The 12775-nt window shown below is 35.1% G+C and carries 11 protein-coding genes; 5 read left to right on the top strand and 6 right to left on the bottom strand.

What is annotated here, in order from left to right:
- Positions 1 to 98 precede the first annotated feature (98 nt).
- Complete coding sequence (locus DWW86_RS11365; RefSeq protein ID WP_117943197.1) at positions 99 to 731, top strand: GyrI-like domain-containing protein; 633 nt, start codon at positions 99 to 101, stop codon at positions 729 to 731.
- A 37-nt stretch (positions 732 to 768) separates the two neighbouring features.
- Here the strand turns inward: DWW86_RS11365 and DWW86_RS11360 are convergent, their stop codons facing one another.
- The 4 genes from DWW86_RS11360 to DWW86_RS11345 form a co-directional block, all read right to left on the bottom strand.
- Complete coding sequence (locus DWW86_RS11360; protein WP_353652699.1) at positions 769 to 951, bottom strand: hypothetical protein; 183 nt, start codon at positions 949 to 951, stop codon at positions 769 to 771.
- A gap of 85 nt (positions 952 to 1036) precedes the next feature.
- Complete coding sequence (gene mobV, locus DWW86_RS11355) at positions 1037 to 2011, bottom strand: MobV family relaxase (RefSeq protein WP_117943195.1); 975 nt, start codon at positions 2009 to 2011, stop codon at positions 1037 to 1039.
- A gap of 113 nt (positions 2012 to 2124) precedes the next feature.
- Positions 2125 to 3492 carry a DNA primase family protein gene (locus tag DWW86_RS11350; protein WP_117943193.1) on the bottom strand — a complete coding sequence of 456 codons (1368 nt, stop codon included), beginning with the start codon at positions 3490 to 3492 and terminating at the stop codon, positions 2125 to 2127.
- Positions 3473 to 4087, bottom strand: a complete 615-nt coding sequence (locus tag DWW86_RS11345) for a CHC2 zinc finger domain-containing protein (RefSeq protein WP_117943191.1) — start codon at positions 4085 to 4087, stop codon at positions 3473 to 3475. The genes DWW86_RS11350 and DWW86_RS11345 overlap by 20 nt, the downstream gene beginning before the upstream one ends.
- Positions 4088 to 4412: 325 nt before the next feature.
- On the opposite strand from DWW86_RS11345, the gene DWW86_RS11340 reads away from it, so the two are divergent.
- The 4 genes from DWW86_RS11340 (at position 4413) to DWW86_RS11315 (ending at position 10979) form a co-directional block, all read left to right on the top strand.
- A complete protein-coding gene (locus tag DWW86_RS11340) occupies positions 4413 to 5252 on the top strand; it encodes a helix-turn-helix domain-containing protein (RefSeq protein WP_117943189.1) in 840 nt (279 codons plus the stop codon).
- Positions 5253 to 5577: 325 nt separating this feature from the next.
- Positions 5578 to 8448, top strand: coding sequence for a TrlF family AAA-like ATPase (locus DWW86_RS11335; RefSeq protein ID WP_117943187.1), 2871 nt, complete (start codon positions 5578 to 5580; stop codon positions 8446 to 8448).
- Positions 8449 to 8663: 215 nt separating this feature from the next.
- Entirely contained in the window at positions 8664 to 9602 is a 939-nt protein-coding gene (locus tag DWW86_RS11330; RefSeq protein ID WP_117943185.1) for an Abi family protein, read from the top strand.
- A gap of 516 nt (positions 9603 to 10118) precedes the next feature.
- Positions 10119 to 10979, top strand: coding sequence for a hypothetical protein (locus DWW86_RS11315; RefSeq protein ID WP_117943183.1), 861 nt, complete (start codon positions 10119 to 10121; stop codon positions 10977 to 10979).
- A gap of 160 nt (positions 10980 to 11139) precedes the next feature.
- On the opposite strand, the gene DWW86_RS11310 is transcribed toward DWW86_RS11315, so the two are convergent.
- Both DWW86_RS11310 and DWW86_RS11305 read right to left on the bottom strand, forming a co-directional pair.
- Positions 11140 to 11610 (bottom strand): ABC transporter substrate-binding protein, encoded by a 471-nt coding sequence (locus DWW86_RS11310; RefSeq protein WP_117943181.1) that lies wholly within the window; start codon positions 11608 to 11610, stop codon positions 11140 to 11142.
- A 122-nt stretch (positions 11611 to 11732) separates the two neighbouring features.
- Complete coding sequence (locus DWW86_RS11305) at positions 11733 to 12623, bottom strand: AraC family transcriptional regulator (protein WP_117943178.1); 891 nt, start codon at positions 12621 to 12623, stop codon at positions 11733 to 11735.
- Positions 12624 to 12775 lie beyond the last annotated feature (152 nt).

Raw genomic sequence — 12775 nt, 5'->3', positions numbered from 1 at the left:
AGATTCTTAGAAACAGATAGTGTTAGATGCGTTTGTTTGATTGCGGAAACATGTAGAATTTGATATAATTTTAAAAATAGCAATTTAAGGAGATAGTTATGGCTTTTGATTTTAAGAAAGAATATAAAGAGTTTTATATGCCTAAAAATAAACCAGCGATTGTAACTGTTCCTAAAGCAAATTATATTGCAGTCAGAGGAACGGGTAATCCAAACGAAGAAGGTGGGGCATACCAGCAGGCAATTAGTGTATTATATGCAGTTGCATATACTTTGAGAATGAGTTACAAAACAGATTATAAAATTGAAGGTTTTTTTGAATATGTAGTTCCACCACTCGAAGGATTTTGGTGGCAGGAAAATATACATGGTATAAACTATGCTGATAAAGATTCATTTAATTGGATTTCAGTTATTCGACTGCCTGATTTTATAAATCAAAAAAATTTTGAATGGGCAGTTGAAACAGCGACTAAAAAGAAAAAAATCGATTGTTCATCGGCAGAGTTTTTGACTATTGATGAGGGATTGTGTGTTCAAATAATGCATTTGGGAGCATTTGATGATGAACCTGCAACTGTTGCACTTATGGATACGTATTTGGAGCAGAATGGATATGTTAATGATATGAATATGGAAAGATTACATCATGAAATATATCTGTCTGATGCAAGAAAGGTTGCTCCGGAAAAATGGAAAACTGTTATTAGACATCCTATAAGAAAGATTTAGATAACTTCCAGTTCGTATAATTAAAACACAGGTTAAATTATACACTATCCCAGTGATTTTTAATCAGTGCTTTGATTCCATCATGAATATTGATGTTTGAATTCCCATCCAGAAATGTGACAACTCGAAAGCCGATATTCGCATATTTCTTGCGTTCAGCTTCAAATTCTTCCTGTGAAGAAAAATCATCACGCCAGAGATAATACGTTGGCTTACGCAAGGCTATCACATCCTTTCTGTTAATTTTTCTATAACTATCATATAAAAAGTGGACAGTTTTCGTGTCTGTCCACTTTAAAATAATTTTACCGTTCACGATCTGAATGGTTTAATTGTCCTCGTTTTGCCAGGTCCCGTATTTCTGGTGGAATACGTCCCATCAGCTTCTGGAGATTTTCATAATCGGCTCTGAGTCTGGCATCATCCATTTTCTTTCGTATACTGCTGGACGTTGCTTCTTTTACCTGTCTGCTTAAATCCTGTGTCTGCCTTTTTAATGATACATTATCTGACTTTAAGGAACTAATCGTCTTATCATATTTCCGAACCTGCGTCTGAAAGTTCTCTATTGCAGGAAAAAATTTCTGCAATAGTTCCACAGCTTTATCTGTATTTTTACCAGCATTAAAAATATTTGTACTTTCCAACAGATCAGTGATTTGCTTAGCCTGCCGGGTAAGATGCGCTGCTTCTTTAAAAAGTCGTGGTGGAATATGTTCACGTCCGGTCATGCTGGCAGCTTCTCCTCGTTCCAAATCTGGATATTTTTCTACCATATATTTCCAGAACTCATCCTGCCACCAGGTCAGCTTTTTCTTATTTCCAAGAATCTCTTTTGCACAAAGTCTTCCATCCTGAGTTATCGGGACAAAAGAAAGGTGCATATGTGGAGTTTTCTCGTCCATATGCACCACAGCCGAAAGGATTGTCTCTGAATCCTGATATTTCTCTATAAATTCCAAAGCTGTTTGGAAATACGCTCTGATTTCACTCTTTTTCTTACCTTTGAAAAATTCTGGTGTAGCGGTAATTAGAACTTCAACAACACGTACACTGTCTTTGCGTGTCCGGCATCCGTATTCTTCAATCAGTCGATTCGACTCTGCCCGGTACTTCCCGACTGGTTCAATGAAATGATAATTCAAATTTCTTCGATTGTTGTCTATATCCGGATTACTGGCATATTTTTCTTTTTTCCGTTCATTGTGAGCTTCAATATTGCTGATTTCAGGTCCTTTGTATTTTGCAAATCTTAAAATACCGTATTGTGCTTTTTGCATTTGTACTTCCTCCTTTCCCAAAAACAGGCTAACTGTCATATTATTTTGACAGCCAACCTGAAAAATATATAATGTGTAACTTACATTGAATCACTACGTACATACGTACCAGATTAATTTGTCCATTCTTTCGGTACGTACGTACACTGGGAAGCGTCCATAAAACCATCTGTATAGGACGGCTTTGTAATAACCTTTACTCCCGTAAATCCCCATACTCGTCTCCCTGCAGAATTTTTTATTGTATTGCAATGTTCCAGATTATATTTTGCTTGAACAGCAATCATAGCATCTGAGAAACTTCGATTTTTTAATGCGGTCATGGAATTTTCTTCACACCAGAGACGATAGCTTTCATACAATTCTTTGGAACTTGCACTTGCCTCTGCCTGAAAGCGAATATATCCTTCTGATTCTAAAAACTCCAGTACATTGTTATTATCTCGTTTCACATTTTCACGATTCGCCTTGATACGGGGACTTTCTGTAAATTTAAAATTCTGACGGACTAACCTTTGTAACCCTTCAAATGCCCAGAGAAAAATACTTTCGGCTTCATTTTTCATTTTTTCTGCCAGATAGGGATCATCTACACGATCAACAGGTTTCTCTTTGGTTGTCAGTACTAATTGTCTTCGGTAAAATCCATCGCTACGGTCATACAATGCCTGTAGATCTCCATTGCTGAATGCAAGTAATCTGGAAAAAAGCCATCCCTGGTAACTTTGCTTTCCTTTACGTTCCAAGTCCATTTTCCCCTGAGCAGTAACGATAGATTTCACATAACTGGTCTGTTTCAAGGCTTCCATTCGCATATCATCATCTACACACAATAAAATGTGCTCAAGGTCAGCTCTGGCAAAGCGGTTTTCAGAAATTTTACCGATACTTCCGTCTTTCGTATTCGTGCCTAACAAGCTGTTCAAAACAGCACCAATTTGTGATTTTCCCTCGCCACCATTGCCTTTTATAATCATCATGCGTTGTCCCTTATTGCTTGGAATCAGACAATACCCAATAAACTCTTGCAAAGTTGGAATATCTTCCGGGTAGAGTAGTTGTTCTAAAAATGCCAGCCATGTGGCAGCTTCTGGTGCATCTGGATTATAGTTGACCGGAAGACGCATTCGCACAATATCCGGTTTTTCAGGTATAAATGTGCCACCTATATATAGCGTTCCATTTGCAAGATGGACTTTATTGGCTTCTGGTGGAAAATCCTCTACATAAGCTGCCAGTTTCATAACTTCCAGAATATTTGTTACTTTGCGTGGAACGTTGTTGATGGCATAATGTTTCAGACTTTCAAATATTTCTCCACGAAGGGGCAGATCATCTGTGATCCGCCCTTCTGGAGTAAAAAATGCATTGTTGGCAAAGAGTATTTTGTGCGTATGGAGAAATTCCTCACAAAAGGCTGCTTCATTGATATTGGTTCCGTCAAACCAAACTGGATAGTTACTAAGCTGCTTCTTCTGCATATGCATCCTCCTCATCACGAGTCCCTAAAAGATATTTCAAATCTTCCAGATAGCCGGTTTCTTTCATGGATTTTACAACTTCAAAACCTTCCTCCTCATCTGCAAAGGTCAGATAGTCTGCCAGATATTCGATATAACTCAGATTTTCACATGCTTCTTCAAATCGTTCGTCCATAGGTAAATCTGGTCGTTCTGGTGCATACAGTGCTTTCCATTTTTCCAAACGATGAAGATATTCGCAAACCATTTTCTGACATTTACATAATTCTTTCTGTCTGTTCTTTGTTTCCATGTACTCTGGCTTTTTCAGAGCTGCTATTACTGGCGGATTATCTGGTGTAATACCAAAATCTACAGCAATTTTCTTGGCGGCTTCATAGTTACTCAGTCCGAATAGATTTGCAACAAATTGAATCACATCTCCGGTAGCACCACAACCAAAGCAGTAGTAATAAGTGGTATTCAGTTTCATACTTGGATGATGGTCATTATGAAATGGACAACAGATCATGTTGTTTCTTCCAATTTTCATGCCATAATATTCTGCAGCCTGTTCGACTGTTACAGTTTCTTTTATTGTTTCAAATAATCTCATTCTATTTTCCTCCTAATTTAAGTTTGAATTTAAAGCTGTGCCGTTTTATCCAGATCCTTTCCTGACAGGCAACCCTTCTCGGCGCTGTGTCGTCTTTTTGTGAGCGCTCTTTTCTGATCAGAAAATCGTGGCGGTTTATAAAGCTCCGGAACGGTCATTTAGTTTTCAAGGTTCTGTCTGATCGATCATGTTGACAGTTTAGCATGAAAAAATCGCACCCTTGATTTATTCACGTACAATGAAAATCACGAATACGATTTGATAAAAAATTGCAAATTTGCACAGGCACAGATATAATGGAAGTAGTTTAGGAGGTGACGAAACAATGGGAAAATCTGATTTAATAGAAGATGAAACAAGTCTTGCATACCGATTGAGTAATTTGCGGAAAGACCATGATTTAAGCCAAAAACAGTTGGCTGATCAGCTTCATGTGACTCATTCACAAATCAGTCGTATTGAGAGCGGTGAAACAAAAAATCCTAATATAAGCATTGTAATAGATGCCGCCAGGTTTTTTCATGTTTCTACTGATTATCTGCTTGGAATCACTCAGATTACTTCACCCAAAAGTTATGATATATCGGAACTTGGACTGTCGGAAGAAGCAGTAACGAGACTGATTACCACAAGAATAGATGTAGATATTTTAAACCGATTATTGGAACATGAACATTTTCCCAAATTATGTATTATGATTCGGAATTATTTTGATGATACCATTGCTGATGGTATCATGGCACGAAATAAGGTCATTGATTTGGCTGTTGATCAACTGACTGATTTGATGACTGTAGAACCCTCAAAAAGAAAAGAGATTATAAAAGATAAGCAGTTTTTAAGCTCACAAAAATTAGGTGCGAATGAAGCGGACATCGAAAAAATCAAGATTCAGTTTATGGCAATATTACGTGATGTTAAATCTGGTATACAGAGAAAAGAACCAATAAAAGCGGTTGCTACAGCCGAAGCGATACAGATAATTCGGGACGCATTGCCTGATAAACCGGTTTCTGATATTACAAGTACTGACGTAGCAAATGCAGTAGCTTTTTATATGGGACAGACAACAGATCTGAATGACGAAGGACTTGCAATGGTACAGAATTTGGCAAAATATATTTGTGATAATAGCGTGCAAGAAAAGAATTCAGAGAATAGCTGACGTAAGCATGGATATACCTTTCTTCAAATGTGGCATCGTCTGAATAACAGCATCGTCATGCTAATATTCAGACTCAGTTCTGTACTTTCAGGTAACTCCTTTACGGAGTACCTTTCAGCACAGAATGCCGGAAATTGGAGATAATCGCAAGGATATAGAATTTCTTTCCGGCAGCCACAATTTCATAAAGGTATAACACACTAGACTTTCCTGTTGGAAAATCGTGTGCCAACAGGGATGCTACTCGCCCCTATTGGATGACCCAGAGTAATACTTAATGAGATAATTTATAAAAAAGATAGCAATTACAAAGGAGGTATTTTGTATGCAATGCTCTTATGGTTCTATATGGCGTAAATGGGATTTTCACGTTCACACCCCATATTCCATTTTAAATAATAATTATGGATTTAATCCATTTGAATTGACTGAAAGTGATTTAGAAACGGAATTTGATGAATATGTAAAAAAACTTTTCACATTAGCTGTTGAAAATAATGTTGCTGCAATCGGAATTACAGATTATTTTATGTTAGAAGGATACAAACGCATAAAAGAAAAATATCTTTCTTCTCCTTCTAAAATGCTCCAATGTTTTCCAGATGATGAGCTACGCCGTAAAATAGAAAAAATTTTTATTTTTCCTAATATTGAGTTACGTTTAGAAAATTTTGTTGGTCGAAATGCAAATTCGGTGAATTATCATGTTATTTTTTCTAATGATATAACAATACAAGATATCGAAGAAAATTTTTTACATCAATTGACTTTTAACTATGATAGTGGAAATACGCGATCATTAACCCTTTCAAATATAAAAGAATTAGGAAGTCAAATAAAGAACAATAATAATGATTCTGGTTCCGACTTATTAGTAGGCCTAAATCATGTAACTGTAAATTATGCTGATATACAAAAAGTACTTGAGAATAATCCTACATTTAGGAATAAATATCTTATTACTGTGCCTGTTGATGAAGATCTGTCCCAGATTAGTTGGAATGGACGTGATTATTCTACTAGAAGAAATATATATAAACAATGTCATTGTTTGCTTACATCTAATGAAAAAACAATAAAATGGGCATTGGCAGCCGGCAGAGAAGATACCCAAATTAAAGAATTTGGCTCAATTAAACCTTGTATATGGGGCTCAGATGCACATGAGTATCAGAAAATGTTTAAGCCTGCTGAAGACCGACATTGTTGGGTGAAATCTGAACTGACTTTTGAAGGACTACTGCAAGTTGTTTATGAACCATCCGAACGAGTTTGTATTCAAAATGAACAACCTGATATTGGAGATATTCACCAAATAATTGATTCGGTAAGATTTGAAAATGAAGCTTTTCAAGAAGCTCCTATATATTTTAATAGTTCATTAACATGCATAATCGGTGGAAAATCTACTGGAAAATCAATGTTACTACGTCAAATGGCAAGAGCCATTGATAATGATTATGCTCTACAACAAGAAGGACGTTTACCGCATAACACATTTCCCAGTGTTAAGACCACCGTCACATGGAAAGATGGTACAAGTAATGGAAGAAAAATAGTCTATATCCCTCAAACTTTTTTGAACAGTACTATTGATAATCCAGAAGAGATGACTGCTATCAATAAAATTATTTTTGATGTATTGTTACAAGAACCAGATATTAAAAAAGCTTATGAAAATTTAAAAGCAGATACTGACAAAATTCAAAAGAAAGTTCAATTATTAATTGATGAATTAATTGCTGATAAAACGAAATTGACGGATTTAAATGAATTGATAAAGAAAGACGGTTCTTCATCGACCTACAATTCAACTATTCAGCAGTTAGAATCAGAGAGAGAGGTACTGGCACAAAAAGTAAATGTTACTCCGGAAGAAATTAATCGTTTTAACGAAGTTGAAAAAAATATTGAGTCTATTGTTTTAAAAAATGAAAAACTACACTATGAATTAGAAAATCAAAAAAAGATTTTTAAGGTATCTGTTGTAGTTCCTGGATATTTTTCTTGCCTAGATGGATTATCGATAGAACATGATTTTTCTAAGGATTTTCCAGTTACTGAAAATACTTTAAATTCTGCATTGACAGCTTTAAATCAAGAAATTTTGCCTAAATGGGAAACTATTATCAATTTAAATTGTAAGAATTTGCAATCATCCATTAGTCAAAATAATCATAATTTGAACTTATTAAAAGAAGAATATGAATCTTTAAAGGAAAAAGTTGCTCAAAGTGAACAGCTCGGAAAATTAACAACTCGCATTAATGCTGAACGTAAATTATTACAATCTGCAATCGAACGAGAGACACAAAAAGAAGATCTTCTCAAAAGTATTAATCAAATAAAAGAAAAAATTATTGCATCTCAATCAGATTATTTGGATATATATACTACTTTTGGTAAAATCATAAGATCCACAGGAACTTCAAGAAATACTTCTTTGATATTTGATGCCGAGATTGTTTGGAAACAAACAGAATTTATGGAATGTTTAGCTCGAATTTTTAACAACAAGAACTTTACACCTTTTAGAACTAAACATAACTATGATCTTACAGATTTAAAACCAGAGGACTATGGGAAGCAGTTCCTTTCAACTCTTTGGAATGCATGGGAAGAGCCAGAAAAATATGGTGGATTATCATTTAAAGCAGGAAACACACTAACCGATGTTTTATCTTATATTTTCAAAAATTGGTATAACATTCATTACATAGTAAAAAGCGGAAATGATTCTATTGAAAGTATGTCTCCTGGTAAAAAGGCGTTGGTTCTTCTTGAAATGTTAATCAGTCTTGAGGATAGCAAATGTCCAATATTAATTGATCAGCCAGAGGATGACTTAGATAATCGATCTATTTATAACGACCTCGTTCAATACATTAGACGAAAAAAGAAAGAACGTCAAATAATTATTGTTACTCATAATGCTAATGTTGTTTTAGGCGCTGACGCAGAAGAAATTATTATTGCAAATCAAGATGGGATTGGAACTGAAAATGCAGAAAAGAGATTTGAATATCGTAGTGGAGCGATAGAAAATGATGAGATATTAACCGATGATACTGGAGTTCCATTAAAAGGTATTCTAAATCAAAATGGTATTCAAACTCAGATTTGCGATATTTTAGAGGGGGGACATCCTGCTTTCAAGCTTCGTCAAAACAAATATGCAGGTATTCAACATGATTAATTAACAAACTATACAAAATAATCTACTTTAAACATAAAATATAAATCATATCATATACTACGATAGAGGTAATTTCTGATTGACTTTCTTAGTTATATCAGTTATATTATCTTTAGTGATCAGATTGCAGAAACTTGAGAAGCCTGCGATCGGGGGAGGGTGCCGAGGCCCCTCTCCTTTTTTCTTTATCTGGAACATTTTGCAGTGAGGTACATATGAGCAAACCATTTATTACATATACCGCACAAGTTGAAAAACTGAAAAATGAAAAAAATCTAGTTATTACAGATGATGATTTTGCGGTAGAATCCCTGCAGAATATCAGTTACTATGCATTAATTGGTGGATATAAACATCCCTTTATTGATATTCATACCCGCAAATACATTAATGAAGCATGTTTTGAAGACATAGTTGCTCTTTATGAATTTGATGAAGAGTTACGTGGAATATTCTTTAAATATTTATGCCGCGTAGAAAGAAAAATGCGTTCGTCTATTTCTTATCATTTCTGTAAAAAACATGGCGAACGTCAGGAAGAATATCTCAACTCCAATAATTACGGCAATATTCCTAAAAATAAAAATGGAATTACCAAATTAATCAAAATGCTAGATATGATGGCGAATAAAAACAAGGATCATGAATATCTTGTTTACCAGCGTAATAAATATCACAATATTCCGTTATGGGTGATTATGAATGCACTTACATTTGGTCAAATATCTAAAATGTTTGAATTTTTACCTCAAAATATGCAAGGAACAATTTGCCAAGATTTTGGAGATGTCAAGAAAAATGAGATGATAAAATATTTAAAGGTATTAACACTGTACCGAAATGTATGTGCTCATAACGAAAGATTGTTTTCCTATCACACATATATTGATATTCCAGATACATTGTTACATAAAAAATTGAGCATTTCTAAAAATGGTTCAAAATACACATATGGAAAAAATGATTTGTTTAGTGTAGTCATTACTTTTCGTTATCTACTTCCAAAGACCGATTTTTTACTGTTTAAAAAGCAATTATTGCATATTTTTGACCGATATGAAAAACAGAATTCAAATTTGAAGTTGAATGATCTTTTTGCATATATGGGATTTCCGAGTAACTGGAAAGAGCTAACAAAATTTCGTAAAATATAAGTGGAGATATTAGCATTCCCAATTCAAATTGTTTAATTTGAAGATATAATGTAAATAGAATGATTTTGCATATTGCTGCAGGTTGTGATAATATAAATGTATATCATAACCGCCTATTATCCAGATACAAAGAAATTTAAAGATGATTTAAAGAATTGAAGAAAACGGTGATGGATATGTGCATGTATTGCAAAAATAGTACAATGCACGTCGTAAATTATAATAATTACATTATTGTAAAAAAATGTTCTATGGTTTGAATGTGAGCAGTGTCGAGAAAAATATTATACTGATGAAGTCATGGAACAATTTGAAGTGATTATAAATATGGAAAAGAAACTGATGCTAGAAATTGCTGCGACTGATTACAAACAGGCATCATAGATAAGAAATTCTCCATTAATGAAATCCGTTTGAATTTTGAATTACAAATAAATCATCAATAATTTGATATATAAAGTTTTGAAAGATTAACGAATACTTTGTACATATTAACCCAAAATGTTGGAGGTAAAAATGTATTATATGTATACAGATGAAGAACTTCGTTCTTTATGTCGCCAAAATATTGAATCATTAGAAATGTGGGCTCGCCGGATTATACATGACCAGTTTACTCAAAAATATGGAACAGATTTCTTTAATTATAAAATTTCTAACGAGAATTATTTGATTAAAAAAGAAGTTCGTGAACATATTCAATGTATGCTAAAAAAAGAATCAGGACGTTTTTCGAGAGCTGTGGATACACTATTTTTTGAACATATCATTTATTTTCTCTGTAATCCTGCTTTTTACCGTGATTTGTTTAAAGCCGTATTAAAATATGCTTATCCGCAAGGTCTCGAAGAAGCACGAGAGTTTTTAGAAAGATTAATTCCAATTCGAAATGCTCTTTCTCATTCGAATCCAATTTCTGTTCGACAAGCGGAGCAAGCTATTTGTTATTCGCATGACTTTATTGAAGGTATTAAAGAATACTATAAAGAAAAGGGGCTGGAGCAAGTGTGGACTATACCAAGAATTCTAAAAATTAAAGACTCTTTGGGGAATGTTTATGATAACCCAACAGATAAAAATGTTGGTGGATCTATTTTTCAACCTTTACAAGAGATTCGCTATGGGGACACATACTCAGTGAATATAGATATTGATTCTTCATTTTCAACAGATGAGTATGATATTATATGGGAAAATCAAAATATTCAAATTAACGAGTTTAATAATTGTAAAAATTTTGTTATTACGTTTAAAGAAGTAGATGTATCTCAAAATCACACAATAAGATGTATTGTAAAGTCACACAAACCATGGCATAAGTATCAATTCTATGACTGTGAAATTACTTTAATGTTTCCGGTTCTTCCTCCTTTATAATGCATTTTTCTCACAGGATTTTAACAAGTATAATGAATAATCGGGGCGTATAGCCCCGATTTAAAGTAATTGCATACTTGAAGCTATTCTATTTTCTGTGACTTCCTCGCACTGTTCAATCCATCCACCCAATTACATAAAATCACAATCGTCTTATAATTTACATTGATATATGTACGCCACCCTTACGTCCGCCGAGAACTTTCCTTCCCTTCAAATCTTCCCACTTAAAGTCCTGCATTTTCTCTCTTGCCACAAGGAAATTTCCTGCACGCTGAGTAAGCTGTGCGAAGTTCACCGCCGGGTCGTTTGCCCCTTCCTGATATGCATAAATCGACGCTTCCGCTCCCATGAATCCGATATCTGCTTCACCGGAAATCAGCGCCGTCAGAACTTTATCTGCTCCAAATCCTGTCACGAGTGTCAGATCCAGGCCTTCCTCTGCAAAATATCCTTCTTCGATTGCTACATATTGAGGTGCGTAAAAAATCGAATGCGCCACCTCATTTAAAGTAACTTTTGTAAGTTTCTCTTCAGCTCCGTCCTTCTTTGCCGCAAAAGCCGTTATCGGCAGTGCTGTTACGGCAAGAACAATCGCTGCCGCCAGTGAGATCCATTTCTTATTTTTCATGTGGAGACTCCTTTACAGACTTCTTCTGTTAGCATATGCAGAAAACAGAGAAACGTTCTCGATACAATATTTCATTACACAGACCTGAATGATTTATTTTGAAAGGATGATGATTGAGTCTTCTATCTCTGATTGTATGTTTTCGGATTACACCCGAATCTTTTCCGGAAGGCGCTGGCGAATCGGCTGGGATTACTGAAACCCACCATCTCTGCGATCTGTGTCATGGAGTACTGGCCGCTCTGTACCAGTGGTAAGCTTTTGTCCGCCCGGTATTCTTCCAGATATCCGGTAATTGTTTTTCCTGTCATTTTTTTGAACAGACGACAGCATACTTCTCTGGACAGATGTATCTGATCTGCCAGTTCCTGCAGGGAGATCACAGATTCAAAATGTGTATTAAGATAACTCAGCATTTTTTCCAGCCGTTCCAGCTCCTGCTGATTCGGCGGAACAAATTTTGTCAGCTCCCTCTGATGATCAGACAGAATCATACTGAATGCTTCACACAGAAGTCCTCTGATCTTCAGTTCATAGCAAAATGGTTTCCGGTCAAACACTTCTTCTACCTGATTCAGTTTCTCAAGGATTTCTTTTCCATTTTCGTCCGAAGCAGTCAGGTGAATACAGGGCACTGCAGAGTTCTGCAAAAAAGGCCTGAAACAGTTTCTCTCAATATCACTTCCAAAGTCCCCATACAGAAAATCCGGCCTCACAAGAATCGTATTATATCTAACATGTTCATTTACTGGTGAATTGCAGCTATGAGGTACGTTTCTGTTCAGAAGGAAGCCGTCACCCGGCCTGACGCTGTAGCTTTTCTGATAAACCTGAAAAACAGCCATACCCTCTCTCAGAAGATTTATTTCCAGATCATCATGCCAGTGGATCGGTACAGTCTTTCCCTCAAACGCCCACAGATCATCATGGCTTACCGTCATGGGAAAAGTTTCTGTTCCATGTTTTGAGAGTTCTCTTCTGGTATCATCCATCAGGATTTTTCTTTTTGCCATTTTATATTTCTCCGAATTTTGCAATTTATGTATAATTTTATCTGCAATATTTTTTAATTATCATACTCAACTTTCCAAATTTTGTAAAGATTTTCATTCCTCTGCATCCCCAAATCTCTTCTTTTTATCCTCCACACAAAATCAATATCTGT

It is taken from the genome of Ruminococcus sp. AF17-22AC (assembly GCF_003460065.1).
In the GTDB taxonomy this organism is placed as follows: domain Bacteria; phylum Bacillota; class Clostridia; order Lachnospirales; family Lachnospiraceae; genus Blautia_A.
Note: the sequence above shows the minus strand (reverse complement) of the source record. Positions and strands in the feature narration are given on the sequence as shown.

Coding starts and splice junctions, on each gene's coding strand:
- DWW86_RS11365 (WP_117943197.1), top strand. CDS start 99: ATGGCTTTTGATTTTAAGAAAGAATATAAAGAGTTTTATATGCCTAAA.
- mobV (WP_117943195.1), bottom strand. CDS start 2,011: ATGCAAAAAGCACAATACGGTATTTTAAGATTTGCAAAATACAAAGGA.
- DWW86_RS11350 (WP_117943193.1), bottom strand. CDS start 3,492: ATGCAGAAGAAGCAGCTTAGTAACTATCCAGTTTGGTTTGACGGAACC.
- DWW86_RS11345 (WP_117943191.1), bottom strand. CDS start 4,087: ATGAGATTATTTGAAACAATAAAAGAAACTGTAACAGTCGAACAGGCT.
- DWW86_RS11340 (WP_117943189.1), top strand. CDS start 4,413: ATGGGAAAATCTGATTTAATAGAAGATGAAACAAGTCTTGCATACCGA.
- DWW86_RS11335 (WP_117943187.1), top strand. CDS start 5,578: ATGCAATGCTCTTATGGTTCTATATGGCGTAAATGGGATTTTCACGTT.
- DWW86_RS11330 (WP_117943185.1), top strand. CDS start 8,664: ATGAGCAAACCATTTATTACATATACCGCACAAGTTGAAAAACTGAAA.
- DWW86_RS11315 (WP_117943183.1), top strand. CDS start 10,119: ATGTATTATATGTATACAGATGAAGAACTTCGTTCTTTATGTCGCCAA.
- DWW86_RS11310 (WP_117943181.1), bottom strand. CDS start 11,610: ATGAAAAATAAGAAATGGATCTCACTGGCGGCAGCGATTGTTCTTGCC.
- DWW86_RS11305 (WP_117943178.1), bottom strand. CDS start 12,623: ATGGCAAAAAGAAAAATCCTGATGGATGATACCAGAAGAGAACTCTCA.